Source organism: Limoniibacter endophyticus, from assembly GCF_014652835.1.
GTDB lineage: Bacteria > Pseudomonadota > Alphaproteobacteria > Rhizobiales > Rhizobiaceae > Limoniibacter > Limoniibacter endophyticus.
The window spans coordinates 1-18,519 of record NZ_BMZO01000009.1 but is presented as its reverse complement, the minus strand read 5'-3'; the positions used below and the strand labels follow the sequence as shown (position 1 = coordinate 18,519).

14 protein-coding genes and 1 pseudogene are annotated in these 18,519 nt (G+C 57.5%); 12 read left to right on the top strand and 3 right to left on the bottom strand.

Annotation, left to right across the window (positions count from 1 at the left end; translation table 11 throughout):
• The first annotated feature begins 12 nt into the window (after positions 1-12).
• The 3 genes from grxC to IE151_RS13270 are packed head-to-tail and all read left to right on the top strand — an operon-like array spanning position 13 to position 1,598.
• Positions 13-276, top strand: a complete 264-nt coding sequence (grxC, locus tag IE151_RS13280) for a glutaredoxin 3 (RefSeq protein ID WP_189491026.1) — start codon at positions 13-15, stop codon at positions 274-276.
• Positions 273-1,112 (top strand): carbon-nitrogen hydrolase family protein, encoded by an 840-nt coding sequence (locus IE151_RS13275; RefSeq protein WP_189491023.1) that lies wholly within the window; start codon positions 273-275, stop codon positions 1,110-1,112. The genes grxC and IE151_RS13275 overlap by 4 nt, the downstream gene beginning before the upstream one ends.
• A gap of 60 nt (positions 1,113-1,172) precedes the next feature.
• On the top strand, positions 1,173-1,598 hold the full coding sequence (locus IE151_RS13270; RefSeq protein WP_189491019.1) for a DUF1178 family protein: 426 nt from the start codon (positions 1,173-1,175) through the stop codon (positions 1,596-1,598).
• A 6-nt stretch (positions 1,599-1,604) separates the two neighbouring features.
• Here IE151_RS13270 and ubiG read toward each other — a convergent pair whose 3' ends face one another.
• Positions 1,605-2,372 carry a bifunctional 2-polyprenyl-6-hydroxyphenol methylase/3-demethylubiquinol 3-O-methyltransferase UbiG gene (gene ubiG / locus IE151_RS13265; protein WP_189491541.1) on the bottom strand — a complete coding sequence of 256 codons (768 nt, stop codon included), beginning with the start codon at positions 2,370-2,372 and terminating at the stop codon, positions 1,605-1,607.
• A 186-nt stretch (positions 2,373-2,558) separates the two neighbouring features.
• Between ubiG and IE151_RS13260 the strand changes: the two genes are divergently transcribed.
• From IE151_RS13260 to IE151_RS13220, 9 genes and pseudogenes are all read left to right on the top strand, one after another.
• Positions 2,559-3,485, top strand: a complete 927-nt coding sequence (locus IE151_RS13260) for an ABC transporter ATP-binding protein (RefSeq protein WP_189491014.1) — start codon at positions 2,559-2,561, stop codon at positions 3,483-3,485.
• Positions 3,482-4,243: an ABC transporter permease gene (locus tag IE151_RS13255; protein WP_189491011.1), complete on the top strand. Its 762-nt coding sequence runs from the start codon at positions 3,482-3,484 to the stop codon at positions 4,241-4,243. Before IE151_RS13260 ends, IE151_RS13255 begins: the two co-directional genes overlap by 4 nt.
• Before the next feature lie 145 nt (positions 4,244-4,388).
• Positions 4,389-5,645 carry an aspartate kinase gene (locus IE151_RS13250; RefSeq protein WP_189491008.1) on the top strand — a complete coding sequence of 419 codons (1,257 nt, stop codon included), beginning with the start codon at positions 4,389-4,391 and terminating at the stop codon, positions 5,643-5,645.
• A gap of 297 nt (positions 5,646-5,942) precedes the next feature.
• A pseudogene (gene ptsP, locus IE151_RS13245) lies at positions 5,943-8,094 on the top strand (phosphoenolpyruvate--protein phosphotransferase); the annotation flags it as partial.
• A 181-nt stretch (positions 8,095-8,275) separates the two neighbouring features.
• Complete coding sequence (gene prfA / locus IE151_RS13240; protein WP_189491003.1) at positions 8,276-9,355, top strand: peptide chain release factor 1; 1,080 nt, start codon at positions 8,276-8,278, stop codon at positions 9,353-9,355.
• Positions 9,348-10,217 (top strand): peptide chain release factor N(5)-glutamine methyltransferase, encoded by an 870-nt coding sequence (prmC, locus tag IE151_RS13235; protein WP_189491000.1) that lies wholly within the window; start codon positions 9,348-9,350, stop codon positions 10,215-10,217. Before prfA ends, prmC begins: the two co-directional genes overlap by 8 nt.
• 278 nt (positions 10,218-10,495) lie before the next feature.
• A complete protein-coding gene (locus IE151_RS13230) occupies positions 10,496-11,299 on the top strand; it encodes a DUF4167 domain-containing protein (RefSeq protein ID WP_189490998.1) in 804 nt (267 codons plus the stop codon).
• Between the two features lie 218 nt (positions 11,300-11,517).
• On the top strand, positions 11,518-14,124 hold the full coding sequence (clpB, locus tag IE151_RS13225) for an ATP-dependent chaperone ClpB (RefSeq protein ID WP_189490995.1): 2,607 nt from the start codon (positions 11,518-11,520) through the stop codon (positions 14,122-14,124).
• A gap of 125 nt (positions 14,125-14,249) precedes the next feature.
• Positions 14,250-15,671 carry a L,D-transpeptidase family protein gene (locus IE151_RS13220; protein WP_189490992.1) on the top strand — a complete coding sequence of 474 codons (1,422 nt, stop codon included), beginning with the start codon at positions 14,250-14,252 and terminating at the stop codon, positions 15,669-15,671.
• 514 nt (positions 15,672-16,185) lie between these two features.
• Here the strand turns inward: IE151_RS13220 and IE151_RS13215 are convergent.
• Together IE151_RS13215 and IE151_RS17625 are read right to left on the bottom strand one after the other, a co-directional pair.
• The gene (locus tag IE151_RS13215) at positions 16,186-18,138 is read right to left on the bottom strand and encodes a M23 family metallopeptidase (protein WP_189490989.1); all 1,953 of its coding nucleotides are present in this window, start codon (positions 18,136-18,138) and stop codon (positions 16,186-16,188) included.
• Between the two features lie 141 nt (positions 18,139-18,279).
• The coding region (locus IE151_RS17625) for a hypothetical protein (protein WP_210310894.1) at positions 18,280-18,519 on the bottom strand (240 nt) is incomplete at its 5' end.

Below are 18,519 nucleotides of genomic sequence, written 5' to 3'. Positions count from 1 at the left end.
GGTGGTTATGAAATGTCGAATATCACGATCTATACCCGGGACGGCTGCGGCTACTGTACGCGCGCCAAGGCTCTGCTTTCTTCGAAGAATGTCGCCTTCACGGAGAAGAATGCGACGCGGGACCCCGCCTTTCGGCAGGAAATGATCGAGCAGTCGCAACGCACGACCTTTCCGCAAATCTTCATAGGCAGTACGCATGTTGGCGGGTGCGACGATCTTTATGCGCTTGAACGCGAGGGGCGTCTCGATCCTCTTCTGGAAAGTGACGAGGTATGACACGCTTCAAAGCTGCTATCGTGCAGATGCGTTCAACGGTGAATCCTGCGCGCAATATTGCCGACATGGAAGAGATGGTGCGTGCCGCAGCAGGTGCCGGTGCGCAATATGTACAGACCCCCGAGATGACTGGAGCGCTGGTGCGCGACAAAGAGGTTTTCCGCGCCAATCTCCGCGAAGAGGCTGAAGATCCTGTCGTCGCCGCCGCCGCCAGAATTGCCCAGGATGCACGCATTCATCTGCATATAGGCTCCACCGCGATATTGCTCGATAGCGGCAAAGTCGCGAACCGTTCGTTTCTGTTCGCCCCGGATGGCACGCTCGTAACGAAATATGACAAGATCCATATGTTCGACGTCGATCTGGACAATGGTGAGAGCTGGCGCGAATCCGCAACCTATGAACCGGGCAGCCGCTGCGTCGTTGCCGATCTGCCGTGGACGCGTTTCGGACTGGCCATATGCTATGATGTTCGTTTTTCGGCGCTTTTCCGTGATCAGGCGTTGAGCGGGGCCAGCGTTTTAACCGTTCCGGCCGCCTTCACGCGTCAGACGGGAGAGGCGCATTGGCACGTCCTGTTGCGCGCCCGCGCCATCGAAAACGGCGCTTTCGTCATAGCCGCCGCGCAGGGTGGGACGCACGAAGATGGCCGCGAGACGTATGGGCACTCGCTGATTGTCTCTCCTTGGGGTAAGATCATTGCAGAGCTTGATGGCGACGAGCCGGGATTTGCGCTCGCCGAGATAGACCCGGAAGAATCGACGGCAGCACGACGTAAAGTGCCTAATCTGAAAAATACGCGCGCTTTCGATCCGACGCTGCCCGCGGCACTTTGATTATCTCTGTGAATATGGTGAGCCGTATCGCTGCAAAGCCATGCGGCAAGAGTTGAAAAGATGATCCGTTTCAATCTGCGTTGCGAACTTGCGCATGAATTCGAGGCCTGGTTTCGCAGCGGTGAGGATTTCGAGAACCAACGCGGGAAGGGCCTCGTGACCTGTCCGCAGTGCAATTCTCATGCTGTCGAGAAGGCTCTGATGGCTCCGTCCGTCTCGACCGGACGAAAGCGCGAAACCGTTGCTTTTGCCAATGAGGAAAAGCAGAAGCAACTCGTAAAGGAAATGCAGGAGCTGGCACGAAAGATGCGTGAAAACTCCGATTACGTCGGCACGCGTTTTGCCGAAGAAGCCCGCAAAATGCATTTCGGCGAAATCGAGAATCGTTCGATTTATGGTGAGACTTCCTTCGAGGAGGCCAAGAACCTGATAGATGACGGGATCGGCATTGTGCCTCTCCCGCCCCTGCCTGAAGAGCAGAACTGATCCCGCTCAGACCGAAGGGGTTTCCAGCATAGCCTTGGGGCGCACGGTCACCATGTAATTGACATCCATGTCGCGCGATTGTTGCCAGCGATCGCCGAGTATATTGTAGACGACGCCCGTGCGTTCGACGATGGAAAGTCCGGAACGGTCGAGCAGTGTTTCCAGCTCGTCAGGACGCACCAGCTTTTCATATTGGTGCGTTCCGCGCGGCAGCCAGCGCAATACATATTCGGCTGCGACGATTGCGAGCCCCAGGGCCTTGACGGTCCGGTTGATGGTAGCCACAAACATAATGCCTTCCGGCTTCAGCATCTGGGCGCACTTCTCGATGAACAGACCGGTGTCCGAAACATGTTCGATAACCTCCATGTTCAGGATGACGTCGAATTTCTCACCCGCGTCGGCAAGTGCTTCCGCCGTTTCCGCGCGGTAGTCGATATCGAGGCCGCTCTGCGCCGCGTGCAACCTGGCGATTTCGATGTTCATGGCGGAGGCATCCGCACCCACTACTGTCGCGCCGAGGCGGGCCATCGGCTCCGAAAGAAGACCACCGCCGCAGCCAATATCCAGGAAGCGCAAGCCTTCGAACGGGCGAGGACTCCGCGGATCGCGGTTGAAGGTGGAAGCCACTTGATCGCGAATGTAGGAAAGCCGAATGGGATTGAACTTGTGCAGCGGCTTGAACTTGCCGGAAGGGTCCCACCATTCCGCAGCCATGGCCGAGAAGCGTTCGACTTCTGCCGGATCGATCGTCGTTGCCTTCGCCTCAGCCATAATGCCGTCCTTCAATTTCCATTTCCTGTTGCCGGTCATGCCATGATCGGGCGATAGGCGCAACGCGGTGCAGAAATTCATAATGTTCGTTCAATGCTTTTGGATGCACGAAATTTGGCGTATTGCCGAAGCACGCCTATATCGCAGACCAGTTCATAGAAACTCCTGCCAGGAAACGGCCTCCTCATGGAACCGATTATCTCAATATCCGGGCTGACGAAATCGTATGCCAACGGTTTCACGGCGCTCGACAATGTCGATCTCGAAATCAACAAGGGCGAAATCTTCGCGCTTCTCGGACCGAATGGTGCGGGCAAGACGACTCTGATATCCATCACTTGCGGGCTGGTGAATGCGACCGCCGGGACGGTTCATGTCGGCGGACATGATATATTCCGCGATTATCGTCAGGCTCGTGCGATGATAGGCCTCGTGCCGCAGGAGCTGACAACGGATGCATTTGAGACTGTCTTTGACACGGTTTCGTTTACGCGCGGTCTTTTCGGCAAGCCACGTAGCAAGGCGTTCATCGAAGAGTTGCTGAAAGACTTGTCGCTATGGGATAAACGCGACAACAAGATCATAACGCTCTCGGGGGGCATGAAGCGGCGTGTGCTGATCGCCAAGGCTTTGAGCCATGAACCCGATGTTCTTTTCCTTGACGAACCGACCGCGGGCGTCGACGTCGAGTTGCGCAAGGATATGTGGCGGCTGGTGCGGCAATTGCGCGAACGCGGCGTGACTATCATCCTGACGACACACTATATCGAAGAAGCCGAGGAGATGGCCGACCGTATTGGCGTCATTCGCGGCGGCAGGATCATTCTCGTCAAGGAAAAGACCGAGCTCATGAGCACGCTCGGCAAGAAACAGCTCGATCTGCATCTGACGGAACCGATGCAGGTCATTCCGTCGGCTCTGGCGGCCTATCATCTGACATTATCGCCAGACGGCACGATGCTGACGCTGCATTTTGAGAGCCGCGCCGAGCGTACCGGCGTGACGCGCTTTTTGCAGGCTCTGGCAGAGCAGGGTATCCAGTATCGCGATCTGGAAACCCGGCAGAGCACACTGGAAGATATTTTCGTTGATCTCGTGAGGCACCAGTCATGAATATGCAAGCAGTCTGGGCGATCTATCGCTTCGAGATGGCGCGCGCTTTTCGCACCAAGCTCCAGAGCATCGTCTCACCGGTGCTTTCCACCTCACTCTATTTCATCGTATTCGGCGGGGCGATCGGTTCGCGCATCGAAACCATCGACGGCGTGAGCTATGGCGCGTTCATCGTGCCGGGCCTCATCATGCTTTCACTGCTGACCCAGTCTATTGCGAATGCATCATTCGGCATCTACTTTCCGAAATTCACCGGCACGATCTACGAAGTCCTGTCGGCGCCCATCTCAACCTTCGAGATCGTGCTTGCCTATGTCGGAGCGGCTGCTACCAAGTCAATCATGCTTGGACTGATTATCCTTGCAACGGCTGCCTTCTTCATCGATTTGCAGATCGCGCATCCGTTCTGGATGTTCCTCTATCTCGTGCTGACGGCGCTCACATTCTCGCTGTTCGGTTTTATCATTGGCATCTGGGCCGACGGCTTCGAGAAGCTCCAGATTGTGCCTTTGCTCATCGTCACGCCGTTGACCTTCCTTGGCGGCAGCTTCTACTCCATCGATATGCTGCCGCCCTTCTGGCAGAAGGTGACACTGTTTAATCCGGTGGTTTATCTGGTCTCGGGTTTCCGCTGGAGCTTTTACGGAGTGTCGGACGTGTCTATCGGTGTCAGCACCGCGATGACCTTGCTCATTCTTGTCCTGTGCATGGTCTGTGTCTGGTACATCTTCAAAACCGGTTGGCGTCTTAAGCCATAAGATTTCGTTCTGAACTCGTTTTGCGACAGGTGCTTGCGCATCGCTCCCGAGTTGGCTAATCAGACGGCGTTTCCGCAAAGGGGCGGGAAAGAGGGATTTGGTTGAGCGAGAGAACGCTCGTATTACGTGAAGGCTGACAAGTATCATGGCGCGCATCGTGATGAAATTCGGCGGGACCTCCGTCGGCGACATCAACCGCATTCGCAATGTTGCGCGTCACGTAAAACGTGAGGTCGATGCGGGTCACCAGGTCGCGGTCGTGGTTTCGGCCATGTCTGGCAAGACCAATGAGTTGGTCGGCTGGGCGCGCGAGCTTTCGCCATTGCACGACGCCCGTGAATACGACACCGTGGTTGCTTCCGGCGAACAGGTAACGTCTGGACTCCTGGCGATCGCGCTTCAGAGCATCGGCGTCAATGCGCGTTCCTGGCAGGGGTGGCAAATTCCGCTCAAGACGGATGCCTCGCATGGTGCAGCCCGTATCGCGGACATTGACGGCTCGCTTCTGGTCGAGCGCTTCAACCAGGGGCAGGTCGCCGTCATCGCCGGCTTCCAGGGCATTGCACCCGACAACCGCATTTCAACACTCGGCCGCGGCGGCTCGGATACCAGCGCCGTTGCAATCGCTGCCGCGGTCAAGGCGGACCGCTGCGACATCTATACGGATGTGGACGGCGTCTATACGACCGATCCTCGCATGGAGCCGAAGGCACGTCGTCTGAAGAAGGTTTCTTTCGAGGAAATGCTCGAAATGGCTTCGCTGGGGGCAAAGGTCTTACAGGTGCGCTCTGTCGAGCTTGCCATGGTACACAAGGTGCGCACCTTCGTGCGCTCGTCTTTTGAAGATCCCGATGCGCCGGGCATGGGTGACTTCGATAATCCGCCCGGAACACTCATTTGCGACGAGGAAGAAATCGTGGAACAGCAGGTCGTCACAGGTATCGCTTACGCCAAGGATGAAGCGCAGATTTCACTGCGGCGCGTGTCTGACCGTCCGGGAGTTTCCGCGGGCATTTTCGGTCCGCTCGCCGAAGCCAATATCAACGTGGACATGATCGTCCAGAACATTTCGGAAGACGGCTCGTTCACCGATATTACCTTCACGGTTCCGTCGGGCGATCTGGCGAAGGCGCTCGACGTTCTCGACAAGGCCCGTGCCGCGATCGGCTTCGACCAGATCCAGCATGATGATGGGATGGCAAAGGTTTCCGTCATTGGTATCGGGATGCGTAGCCACGCCGGTGTTGCGGCAACGGCCTTTAAGGCCTTGGCCGACAAGAATATAAACATCCGAGCGATCACGACCTCCGAGATCAAGATATCAATCCTGATCGACCGCGATTACACCGAGCTCGCCGTCCGTACGCTGCACGCAGTTTATGGTCTCGACAAGGCTATGTGATAATTGCAGCGGCTCCGTGCAATTATACCTGATGACAAGAGCCGTTAAGGTTTAGGTTGGGCTATTCGGTGTTATAGACGTGTGCCTTTGGTGCGATGGGGCTGCCAAAGGCTGGCCGTTGCTTCACGAGTATGCACATATTCTATAGGCGAATGTTGATTCTGCGTTCGCCACTGGACCGGTCGAAACCGCAATGGTTTTGGAATAGGCTCAGTAATTCTAGGGTTTGGCGATCTTGTGTAGCATTTGATTTGGACATAAGGCGCGCTGATCGGCGACAAGACTGGAGTAGGGGAAATGCGGGACATGGAGCCGGGCCCACGCGTGTTGCTGAAGCGCTTGCGCGACCTGATGGCGGAGGCTGCTGAACCGCAACAGCGTCTGGACCAGATAGTGCGCGAGATCGCGCGCAACATGGTTGCCGAGGTATGCTCGCTCTATGTCCTGCGCTCCGATTCTGTCCTTGAACTTTATGCGACCGAGGGCCTCAATCCCGGGTCGGTCCACTCCGCACAGCTCCAGCTCGGCCAGGGCCTCGTCGGCACGATTGCCGCATCGGCTCGTCCCTTAAGCCTCTCGGAAGCGCAGAAACATCCAGCCTTTACCTATCTCCCGGAGACCGGTGAAGAAATCTACAATTCCTTTCTGGGGGTACCCGTCCTGCGGGCCGGTCGTACACTTGGCGTTCTTGTCGTGCAAAACAGGGCGAATCGTCAATATCGCGACGACGAAATGGAAGCGCTCGAGACGACGGCGATGGTGATTGCGGAAATGATCGCCACGGGCGACCTTTCCGGACTGACCCGTACCGGGATCGAACTCGATCTGACGCGCCCCGTCACGGTCAAAGGCCTGTCGCTCAACGATGGCGTCGGTCTCGGTCATGTCGTGCTGCACGAGCCGCGGGTCGTTGTCACCAATCTGTTCAACGAGAATTTCGACGATGAACTGCGCCGTCTGGACCAGGCGCTCAATTTGCTGCGCGTCTCGATCGACGACATGCTGGAGCGCCGGGAGGTTGCTTTCGAGGGGGAGCATCGCGAAGTTCTCGAAGCCTACCGCATGTTCGCTAATGATCGCGGCTGGGTGCGGAGGCTGGAAGAGGCCGTGCGTAATGGTCTGACGGCCGAAGCAGCGGTCGAAAAGGTGCAGAGCGACATGCGGGCGCGCATGATGCATATGACCGATCCCTATTTGCGCGAACGGATGAGTGATTTCGATGATCTCGCCAACCGTTTGCTACGCCAACTGATGGGGCGCGCGCCGGAAGATGTCGCAGAATCGCTGCCAAGCGATTCCATCGTCATCGCCCGCAATATGGGTGCTGCCGAGTTGCTTGATTATCCGCGCGAGAAGCTGCGTGGACTGGTGCTTGAAGAGGGGGCGCCGACCAGTCATGTAGTCATCGTGGCACGCGCCCTGGGCATCCCGGTTGTTGGACAGGCCAAGGGCGCTGTGTCTATGGCGGAAAATGGCGACGCAATCATCGTCGATGGTGATGATGGCACGACGCATTTGCGTCCCCAGAGCGACGTCGAGACGGCTTATGCCGAAAAAGTGCGTTTCCGGGCCCGTCGTCAGGAGCTTTATCGCGAATTGCGCGACAGGCCGGCGGTGACGAAGGACAATGTAGCCATTGATCTCAATATGAACGCCGGATTGCTTGTCGATTTGCCACAGTTGGAGGATTCGGGTGCAGCTGGCATCGGTCTGTTCCGCACGGAACTGCAATTCATGGTGGCGGCAGCTTTTCCTCGCGCCGAAGCGCAAGAGGCGCTTTATTATGACGTGATGGCGGCGGCAGGCGAAAAGCCCGTCACGTTCCGCACGCTGGATATTGGCGGTGACAAGGTTCTTCCCTATTTCAAGGCGGGGTTCGTCGAGGAAAATCCTGCTCTGGGCTGGCGCGCCATCCGGCTGACGCTCGATCGTCCCGCACTGTTTCGTACTCAGGTACGCGCGCTTTTGAAGGCCTCGCGCGGGCGGGTGTTGCGCATGATGCTGCCGATGGTGACGCAGCTTTCCGAAATTGCCGAGGCGCGGGAACTGATAGACAAGGAGGTACGGCATCTGTCGCGTTTCGGCCATGATTTGCCAAAGCAGTTGAAGCTCGGCGCCATGGTCGAAGTGCCCGCATTGCTTTGGCAGATGGACGAACTGATGAAGGCGGTTGATTTTGTCTCGGTCGGTTCGAACGACCTGTTCCAGTTCGTCATGGCCGTCGACCGCAGCAATACGCAGATATCCAATCGCTTCGACACGTTGGCGATTCCCTTCCTGCGCGTTCTGAAGCAGATTGCCGATGCGGGACATCGCAACAATACGCCGGTGACGCTCTGTGGCGAACTGGCAGGTCGACCGATATCCGCTATGGTACTGCTGGGGCTTGGCTATCGCTCGATCTCGATGTCACCCGCTTCGATCGGTCCGGTGAAGGCGATGATGAAGGATTTGCCGCTCGGCGATTTTTCGAAGTCGCTGGAGGTCTTGCTTTCGTCTGGCGATGTTGGTCGGGATGTGCGACAGCACGTCATGGATTTTGCCGAGACGCACGGAATCACGCTCTAAATATAAACTCATTTACGGCTTAATGCGCGTCGATTTCCGACCCTGCGCAGAAATGAAACAGTATGGTTACGCTTCCTCATGATCGCATGGACCAGCTGGTCCGTCGGTTCGAAATGCTCGAAATCCAGATGGCAGCCGGTCCTGAGCCGGACGCCTATGTAAAAATGGCTGCGGAATATTCCGAGCTACAGGATATTGTTGCAAAAATCCGCGAGTTTTCCGGTGTCGAAGCGGAAAAGCGCGACCTTGAAGCCATGCTGGTCGACAAAACGACCGACCCGGAAATGCGCGCTCTGGCAGAAGACGAGCTTCCTGAATTGAAGGAACGGCTTGAAACCCTTGCGCAGGAAATCCAGATATTGCTGCTGCCTAAGGATGCGGCCGATGAGCGCAACGCCATCCTCGAGATTCGCGCCGGTACCGGAGGCGATGAGGCTGCACTCTTTGCGGGCGATCTGTTTCGCATGTATGAGCGCTACGCAGCGGATCGTGGCTGGAAGGTAGAGGTGATCGACGCGAGTGACGGCGAAGCGGGCGGCTTTAAGGAAATCATCGCGACGGTTTCGGGGCGCGGCGTCTTCTCGCGGCTGAAATTCGAGTCCGGTGTCCATCGCGTTCAGCGCGTTCCGGCGACGGAGGCCAGCGGTCGCATTCACACATCCGCCGCGACAGTGGCCGTCCTGCCGGAGGCGGAGGAAGTCGACGTCAATATCCGACCCGATGACATACGCATCGACACGATGCGGGCATCTGGCGCCGGTGGTCAGCACGTCAACACGACCGACTCCGCTGTGCGTATTACCCATCTGCCAACGGGTATCGTCGTCGTGCAGGCGGAAAAATCGCAGCATCAGAACAGGGCACGCGCGATGCAGGTCCTGCGCGCCAAGCTCTACGACATGGAGCGCAGCAAGGCAGCAGAAGAACGGTCAGAGGCGCGCCGCTTGCAGGTCGGGTCGGGCGATCGCTCGGAGCGCATCCGGACCTATAATTTCCCGCAAGGTCGTATCACGGACCATCGTATCAATCTCACACTTTATAAGCTTGACCGGGCGATGGAAGGCGATATTGACGAAGTGATCTCCGCGCTGATTTCGGATCACCAGTCGAAGCTGTTGCTGGAACTTGGCCAGAATGGGTGAGCTGCCGAAAACGGCCGCCAGCCTGCGGGCTCATGTCGAAGCGATACTGCGCGATAGGGAAATCGCGGAAGCGGCAATGGAAGCCCGCTTGTTGCTGGAAAATTTCGCCGGGCTTTCGCGTCTTTCTCTGATTGCATATGCGGATGCCGAGGTGGGGGAGGAGAAGCTGGCAGCCCTTGAGCTTGCCCTGAAGCGTCGTCTTGCTGGCGAACCGGTGCATCGCATAATCGGCCACCGTCAATTCTATGGCCTCGACCTTGCGCTCTCCAAGGAGACATTGGAGCCCCGTCCCGACACGGAAATTCTCGTAGATCGGGTTTTGGCTTACCTCGAAAAGCTTGTTGAGTCGCAAAAGCCGTGCACCGTTCTCGACATCGGGACAGGCACCGGAGCAATCTGCCTGGCGATTCTGTCGCAATTTCCTGTGGCTAGCGGGGTTGGTGTGGATATTTCACAGGATGCTCTTGCTACCGCTGCGCGAAATTCCCGGCTGCTTGGGCTGGAAAAAAGGTTTACCGCACTCCATTCGGATTGCTTCGAAATGGTGGAAGGGAGGTTCGATGCCATCGTCTCCAATCCGCCCTATATACCGAGTGCAGATATTGAGGGTCTGCAGCCGGAGGTGCGCGATTTCGACCCGCTGCAGGCGCTTGATGGCGGTATTGATGGCCTTGTTTTTTATCGAAAAATCGCTGAACAGTCGGCGCACTATCTGAAGCCGGGAGGTATCGTGGCGGTGGAAATAGGCTTCGACCAGCGCGACAGTGTGACGGCGATCTTCACAGAGCACGGTTGGGAATGCCTTGAAGCGGCTCAGGACTTGTCAGGACATGAGAGAGTGCTTATATTTATGCAGTCCTAAGTAGAAATGGCAGAAAAAACGCTTGGCATTCTTGCCGAATAAGGCTAGGGTCAAATCACCGGATGAGCGAAGCAGTTGTCTTCGAGAAGTCCGGTCCCCGTTGAAACAAGCTGTTTCCTTGTATAAGTGACTGTTGATTGTCACGACGATGCTGGGCGCCAAAGTCCTGCATGAGCAAGTGATGCCAGTCGCGGTTGAAAGAGACCAGCGGACAATCATCGGAACGGATCGCACCAGGATGCGAAGGTTCCCAGATTCTCTATTTCGAAGAGTATGGAATGAGGCCAGGACAGAACAGGCGTATGCGCGGTCGTAATAACAATAACAACCGCAGGGGCCCGAATCCGCTTACGCGCAATTACGAGAGCAATGGCCCGGATGTGAAAATCCGCGGTTCTGCGCAGCAGGTTGCCGAGAAGTACATGACGCTTGCGCGTGATGCTCAAAGCTCCGGCGATCGGGTGATGGCGGAGAACTATCTCCAGCACGCCGAACATTATAATCGCATCATCGCTGCCGCTCAGGCGCAGCAGGCGTCGCAGAGTCTCTCTGACGATGAGGATGACGATGCGGACGGCTTCGATGGTGAATTCGGTTCTGCCGGGGGCAACCAGGATCAGCAGTCGCAGGCTCGTTCGGACGATAGTGGCCAGAACAACGGCAATCGCCAGAACAACCAGCGCGACCGCCAGAACGATCGCCAGCGTCAACCCCGCAATGAGCGCAGCGATCATCCGCAGCGCCAGCATCAGCCGCGTCCGTCGCAGGCGGTCGAAGATCATGGCTCTGCTCCGCAGCCGGTGATTGAAGGCACGCCCGCCGAGGTCGCGCTTGAAGAACGCGAAGCGGCGAGCGTTTCGGAGGCTCCGGTTCGTCGTCGCCGCCGTGCGCCGGTTTCGAACCCGGCCGCCGAGCAGGGTACGGAGCAGGTTTCCGAACAGAGCAGCGATGCGCCTGCAGTTGAAGTTGCAGCAGCGGAAAAGAAGGTTCGTCGTCCTCGTCGCGCCCGTTCTACGGAAGGTGAGGGCAATGCGCCCTCCGACGACACGTCGACCCAGAAGGATCTGGCACAAGCCGATTGATCTTTGTGAAAGAGGTTTTGAAAAGCGGGCGGTTCGCCCGCTTTTTACGTTTCAAAGCCTAAAATCCCACAAAATACGGATTCTTGGCGGCGCACAAATACTTGTCGCCACATGGCATCTCTCCCATATTCGTTGAAGAGAACCGGATCAGAAGATCGGTTCGTCAATCCAGCGGTTTCCGGTGCTGCAAAGCAGGCTGGGAACAAAGGGAGACGTAGATGAATATAGAAAAATATTCCGAGCGCGTGCGTGGTTTCATTCAGTCCGCACAGACGATGGCACTGTCGCGCAATCATCAGCAGTTTACACCCGAACACATCCTCAAGGTTCTGGTCGATGATCAGGAAGGTCTCGCGGCCTCGTTGATCGAGCGCGCTGGCGGTCGTTCCCGCGATGTGCAGCTCGGCGTCGATGCAGCACTCGATGCATTGCCGAAGGTGGAAGGCGCCAATGGGCAGCTCTATCTTTCGCAGCCGCTTGCCAAGGTTTTCACCGTTGCCGAGGATCTGGCCAAGAAGGCGGGCGACAGCTTCGTCACGGTCGAGCGTCTGTTGATGGCGCTGGCGATGGAGAAGTCTGCGAAAACCTCCGATATTTTAAGCAAGGCGGGTGTCACAGCGCAGGCCCTTAATGCCGTAATCAACGAGGTGCGCAAGGGGCGCACTGCCGATTCAGCGAGTGCGGAGCAGGGTTATGACGCGTTGAAAAAATACGCGCGCGACCTGACTGCCGATGCGCGCGAGGGTCGCCTCGATCCCGTCATCGGGCGCGATGACGAAATCCGCCGCACGATCCAGGTCCTGTCGCGCCGCACCAAGAACAATCCGGTGTTGATAGGTGAGCCCGGCGTCGGCAAGACGGCAATTGCTGAAGGTCTTGCACTGCGCATCGTAAATGGCGACGTGCCGGAAAGCCTGCGCGACAAGCAGCTCATGTCGCTTGACATGGGGGCTCTGATTGCAGGGGCGAAGTACCGCGGCGAGTTCGAGGAGCGACTGAAGGCCGTACTTTCGGAAGTCACGTCTGCAGATGGCGGAATCATTCTGTTCATTGATGAAATGCATACGCTGGTTGGAGCGGGCAAGGCCGATGGCGCAATGGACGCCTCGAACCTCCTGAAGCCCGCATTGGCCCGCGGCGAACTGCATTGCGTTGGTGCGACCACGCTGGAAGAGTATCGCAAGCATGTCGAGAAGGACGCAGCACTGGCTCGTCGTTTCCAGCCTGTCTTTGTTGATGAGCCTACCGTGGAAGACACGATCTCGATCCTGCGTGGCCTCAAGGAAAAGTACGAGCAGCATCACAAGGTGCGCATTGCTGACTCCGCGCTGGTGTCGGCTGCGGTGCTATCCAACCGCTATATCAGTGACCGTTTCCTGCCGGATAAGGCGATTGACCTCGTCGACGAGGCCGCGTCACGCCTGCGAATGCAGGTCGATTCCAAGCCGGAACAGCTCGACGAGATCGACCGCCGCATCATGCAGCTGAAGATCGAGCGCGAAGCCCTGAAGCGCGAAACCGACGACGCTTCTCGCGACAGGCTGGAGAAGCTTGAACGCGAACTGACCGACCTGGAGGAAGAATCTGCGGACTTTACTGCCAAATGGCAGGCAGAAAAGCAGAAGCTGGGTCTGGCTGCCGAGTTGAAGGGCAAGCTGGAAGAGGCGCGCAACGAGCTGGTCATTGCGCAGCGGCAGGGCGAGTTCCAGAAGGCGGGTGAGCTTGCCTATGGCAAGATTCCCTCGCTGGAAAGGGAGCTTGCGGAGGCCGAAGAACAGGATGTGAGCAAAGGTTCGATGGTGGAAGAGACCGTCTCGCCGGATCACGTCGCGTATGTCGTCTCCCGCTGGACCGGCATTCCGGTTGACAAGATGATGGAAGGTGAGCGCGAAAAGCTTCTGCGTATGGAAGATGAAATCGCTGCGCGTGTCGTGGGCCAGGGTGAAGCCGTTCAGGCTGTCTCCAAGGCGGTGCGCCGTGCGCGTGCCGGTTTGCAGGATCCGAATCGGCCTATGGGCTCTTTCATGTTTCTCGGGCCGACTGGTGTGGGCAAGACCGAGCTTACCAAGGCGCTGGCGCAGTTTCTGTTCGATGATGAACAGGCGATGGTGCGCATCGACATGTCAGAATTCATGGAGAAGCATTCCGTCGCCCGCCTGGTTGGCGCGCCTCCTGGCTATGTCGGCTATGAGGAAGGTGGAACCTTGACTGAAGCCGTGCGCCGTCGCCCTTATCAGGTGATCCTGTTCGACGAGATCGAGAAAGCGCATCCCGATGTGTTCAATGTGCTGTTGCAGGTGCTTGATGACGGCCGTCTGACGGATGGCCAGGGCCGTACGGTTGATTTCCGAAACACGCTGATCATCATGACTTCGAACCTGGGTGCCGAATATCTCGTGTCGCTCGGCGAGAACGAGGATGTCGACAAAGTACGCGACGAGGTCATGTCCGTGGTACGTGCCTCGTTCCGCCCGGAGTTTCTTAACCGGATCGACGAGATCATCCTGTTTCACCGCCTGCGCCGCAGCGACATGGGCCAGATCGTGCAGATCCAGCTCAAGGGGCTTGCCCGTTTGCTTGAGGATCGCAAAATCAGTGTTGAGCTTGATGGCGAGGCCATCGAATGGCTGGCGACGCGCGGTTACGATCCGGCTTATGGTGCCCGACCGCTTAAGCGGGTGATCCAGAAGGAGCTGCAGGATCCGCTCGCAGAGAAGATACTTATGGGCGAGGTGCCGGACGGATCGCGCGTTGCGGTGGTCGCAGGCTCGGATCGTCTCAATTTTCGTATCCGGAAGGATGGGGAAGAGACGCTCGCCGCGTAAGGCGTAACGATCACCGTTTCGTTACCTAACGTCTGGAGATGGCCGCGCCGTGCGGCCATTTTCATGCCTGTTTTCTTCGCTAGTTTCATTATAAATCACCGATTTCATTTGCTGATCAAGAGAGCATGATGCGTCGCAGCCCCCTTCTGGTTACTTTTTTTCTGGCTGGCAGCTGCCTGAGCGCGTTCGCGCAGGATCGTTCCTACCCCGCCGGGGAAGTTCCGGTACAGCTTGCGCAATCGCGTGGTTTCGGCGTCTACTATGATGAGTACGGCAACCGAGTTCTGGTTGATAATTGGACGGGCGAGGTTGTTTCGGTGCAGCCGCGCGGCGAGCGCCGCTATGGCCGCCGCCCTTATGAGGAAGGCGTTCCGGGCGAGGCCTATCCGGAAAGGCCGCGTGATTATCCTCCTCGTGAATATGATGCGCCCTCCCGCTATGACGATCGCTATTATGCCAACACACCGGAATACGGTGATTATGGTTATGGGGAGGAACCATCTTACGGGGGGCAGGGAGCGCGGCCCGGTTATCAGGAGCGCTATCAGCAACCACCAGAACGGCAGGGCAGCATTATTCGCCGTCCGTTGAATGCCGAGCCGTCCGCGCCACCTCCGGCAGCGGAGCGCCCTGCAAGACCACCGTCTGAAATTATCACAGAGCCGCAAGACCAGCCACGCATCGAAGTTCCTGCCCGCAATGGCGCCCGTACGCAGGTGGCGGAACTGCAGGTGCTGCTCGACCGGGTAGGAGCGTCCCCTGGCGCGATCGACGGACGATTCGGCAGCAATCTGGAGAAGGCGCTGGAAAGCTACGCGCAGATTACCGGGCTCGTCCTGCGCTCTACCGACGCGGAGAGCATTACCAAGGCGCTGGAGCAAACGGGCGGCGAGGCCTTCACAGAGTACGTGATTACGCCGGAGGACGTCGCGGGTCCTTATGTCGCCTCAGTACCCGCCGATTATGGCGAAAAGGCCAAGCTTGATCGGCTGAGCTATACGAGCGTGACAGAGATGCTGGGCGAACGCTTCCACATGGACCAGGACTATCTCAAGTCAATCAATCCGGGCGTCAATTTCAATCGGCCGGGCACGAAGATACGTGTGGTCAATGTAGGTAAACCGCGTGCGAACGAGGTCGTGCGGATCGTTGCCGACAAGGGGCGCAAGCAGGTGCTTGGATATGGGGCTGATGGCAGCCTGGTAGTTGCTTATCCGGCTACTATCGGTTCATCCGACACGCCGTCTCCGACCGGCACCCATAAGGTCGAGCGTATTGCGATCAATCCGCAATATACTTACAATCCCAAGGTCAATTTCAAGCAGGGGAATAATGACAGGATTCTGACCATTCCGCCTGGTCCCAATGGGCCTGTCGGCAGCGTCTGGATAGCGCTTTCGAAGCCGACCTATGGCATTCATGGTACGCCGGAACCGTCGCAGATTGGCAAGACCTCGAGCCATGGCTGCGTACGCTTGACGAATTGGGATGCACAAGAACTCGCCAAGCTGGTCAAACCGGGGGTGGAAGTCGAATTTCGGGAATAGCGGTTGGATAGGGACGTGCGCAAACGCCGCCCGACGTGATCGCCTGCGGTTGACGTATTGTTTTTCTTTCCGGAAGTTTTGGGCGCGTCTTGCTCGCTCTTTTTTCGGAAACTTCCGCATTCCTTTCGCAATCCATGGCTTTCGTAGGCCAGGGGTTGCGGGAAATTGAGGGGTTTTGGAGCATGTGGCCCGTCAACTCATCAATCTCAAATGCTTCCACATGCTCCCGACGATGATCCTTCGCTTTGCCAGGGCGAAAGACGTGCCAGATATGCAAGGCTTGTCAGACCTCACCCATCCAGTCGCCGACGTCCTCGCTCAGTGTCACGGGTGCACACGAGACCCCTCCGAGAACGCGAGAGTATTATCGGCCAACTGCCCAAGGTGTGGATGGATTGGAGCTTTTCTCCTCCCGATAAAATGACAAGTCCCTGATCGGTAAGGCACAAAAAAATACCCGGCTGAAAAACCAGGTATTTTTATCCACGCGTCGGGCGGCTGAACATGACCTTAATCAACCCTGGACGCGGTTTGTACTCGCCATGAACAGCGGATCGTCATTGCTGTCCTTCAGCAGTTGATCGATGCGTTCGCGTTCATTCTTGAACGCTTCCAGGTCATCATCCGTCAATGTGCGAGAGACAGGAAGACGTACGCGCATGGGATCTACGCGTCTGTCATTGACCATCACCTCATAATGAAGATGGTTGCCCGTCGACTGTCCGGTCGAGCCGACATAGCCGATTACCTGACCTTGCCGGACCTGGGCGCCAGCTGTTATGCCGCTGGCTATGCCGCTCTGGTGATTGAACGATGTCTTGTAGCCATTGGGGTGACGGATAATCGTCTGGCGGCCGTAGCCGCCGGCCCATCCGGCCTTTTCAACGACGCCGTCTCCCGGTGCGATGATAGGCGTGCCGCGCGGCGCCGCCCAGTCAACGCCGGTATGCATGCGCGAATAACCAAGAATGGGATGGCGGCGCATGCCATAGCCGGAGGTAAAGCGGCCGTTCGGAACAGGATTGCGCAACAGGAAGGGGCGGGCGCTACGGCCTTCCGGATCGAAATAGTCGATCGCTCCTGTCGCAGTCTGATAGCGATAATAGCGTCGTTCCTTGCCCGAAAAGTCGGTGGCGACATAGAGCAGCTCCGAATCTTCCGTCATCCCGCCATCATTGTCTGGTTGCGAGAAGAAGACCTCGATTCGGTCCTGCGTGGTCAGGCGAGCCTGGAGGTCGACGTCCGCCGCAATCAGACGCACGAGCTGCTGTGTCACTTCGCGCGACATCCCGTAGGAGTATGCGGTATTGTAAATGCCGTCATAGACACTGGGCAGATCCGGACGCGATACGGCGCTTGGCTCCGAGCTCTCGAATGCCATGCGAATTTCGTCCGACACTTCCGGCTCGTTGGCCGGCACATACTGGTCGCGATCATTGAGCGCGATGGTCAGCACGTGCGAGGTGCCCTGATAGATACTGGTGCGGACGATGCGTGCCTTCTCATCGCGGATTTCGAGGCCGACTCGTAGAACATTACCTGCCTTGAGCGCCGGCGCATTCATCAGCTTGGCGATGGCCTCGGCCATTCCTTCCATGCTTTCGCCGTCATAGCCGGCTTGCGTGAAGGCATCCGTTATCTTGCGCTCTTCCTTGAAGGGAATGATATCTTCCGCATAGATCGGCGAAGGTGGGGCTTCATCGTCACGTGCTGCGATGGACATGTTTTCCGGTACGACGCGAACGGCAAAGGCGGCATCCAGTGCCTGCAGCGTCAGGTTGGTTTCGCCGAAGCGCTGCGGATCGACATAATGCAGCGAGGCCAGCTGGATGTCGCCGTCGTTCAGCAGGGAGGCGGTATTGCGCACAACCTGCTCGACTTCGGAGGATGACAGCTCGCTCTGCTGGTCGTAGTTCGCCTCCTCAAGAGGGAAATCCACTGTCTTGATGCTCATGTCGCTCTCGACCTTGGCGCCATAGATCATGCCGGTGGCAAGTTGCGTCGGTGCAACCGCCTTGTTGGCATTTTCATTGGCGAAAACGGTGAGCGGATCGAAATCGGGGTAGGTGCGGCTCGTTTTGTGTCCGGCGGCCAGATCCATCTGCACATAGGCAAAGGGGATTGTGCGTACGACTTCCCGATCGCCCTCGCGCGTTACCGTGGAGACCTGCATACGGCGACGGTCCTGCGCGCGCGCGATTGGCCTTGTCGGAGCAATGCGGCCGACTTTGCCCTGCTCCCCCGAGCCTTGCGTCGATGCAACCTTGATATGGGCGATTTCCGGCGGTGTCGCCAGCTGCTGGCGACCATCGAGGGCAACCGAAAGAGCCACGCCCATGAGGAGCGTCGAGATGACGCCAGTCAGAAAGGTGCCGGACAGCCAGCGGATGGATATTTCGCGGCGGTCAGGTGGCGTCTTTCGCCCGTCTGCGACAAGCGCCGGCTCCTCGCCGATCATTCGCGTCATGTCGTTCTCGGGCTGCAATATCGTCCGTTCCCCTACCCAAACGTGAAAAGGCATCGCTGGCGGGCCACAATTGCTGCCCCCATCTTCGAAGTCAACCTGCGCAATACCATAGAAAGCTGGTGCCAGTCTGCACTGCAATATCTACATATAATCGCGCGAGGATATTCGACGCGTCGTGATATGGCGAAACTGATGCTGCGCCAATCGGGCGCCAATATGTCGGCTTTGTGAATTCGATAAAATTTGTCCAGAATTGCGTGCAATCCACCGGTGACGATTTCGCTCTGGTGGCAATGAGCGGCGGATTTCATAATTTCCGTTCTGTTCATTATCTGTTGAAAACTTTTGGTGGTAATGCTGTTCCGGCCTTTTGGGGGCTGG

Coding starts and splice junctions, on each gene's coding strand:
- prmC (WP_189491000.1), top strand. CDS start 9,348: ATGGGTGAGCTGCCGAAAACGGCCGCCAGCCTGCGGGCTCATGTCGAA.
- IE151_RS13220 (WP_189490992.1), top strand. CDS start 14,250: ATGATGCGTCGCAGCCCCCTTCTGGTTACTTTTTTTCTGGCTGGCAGC.
- IE151_RS13230 (WP_189490998.1), top strand. CDS start 10,496: ATGAGGCCAGGACAGAACAGGCGTATGCGCGGTCGTAATAACAATAAC.
- prfA (WP_189491003.1), top strand. CDS start 8,276: ATGGTTACGCTTCCTCATGATCGCATGGACCAGCTGGTCCGTCGGTTC.
- grxC (WP_189491026.1), top strand. CDS start 13: ATGTCGAATATCACGATCTATACCCGGGACGGCTGCGGCTACTGTACG.
- IE151_RS13255 (WP_189491011.1), top strand. CDS start 3,482: ATGAATATGCAAGCAGTCTGGGCGATCTATCGCTTCGAGATGGCGCGC.
- clpB (WP_189490995.1), top strand. CDS start 11,518: ATGAATATAGAAAAATATTCCGAGCGCGTGCGTGGTTTCATTCAGTCC.
- ubiG (WP_189491541.1), bottom strand. CDS start 2,372: ATGGCTGAGGCGAAGGCAACGACGATCGATCCGGCAGAAGTCGAACGC.
- IE151_RS13215 (WP_189490989.1), bottom strand. CDS start 18,138: ATGACGCGAATGATCGGCGAGGAGCCGGCGCTTGTCGCAGACGGGCGA.
- IE151_RS13270 (WP_189491019.1), top strand. CDS start 1,173: ATGATCCGTTTCAATCTGCGTTGCGAACTTGCGCATGAATTCGAGGCC.
- IE151_RS13275 (WP_189491023.1), top strand. CDS start 273: ATGACACGCTTCAAAGCTGCTATCGTGCAGATGCGTTCAACGGTGAAT.
- IE151_RS13250 (WP_189491008.1), top strand. CDS start 4,389: ATGGCGCGCATCGTGATGAAATTCGGCGGGACCTCCGTCGGCGACATC.
- IE151_RS13260 (WP_189491014.1), top strand. CDS start 2,559: ATGGAACCGATTATCTCAATATCCGGGCTGACGAAATCGTATGCCAAC.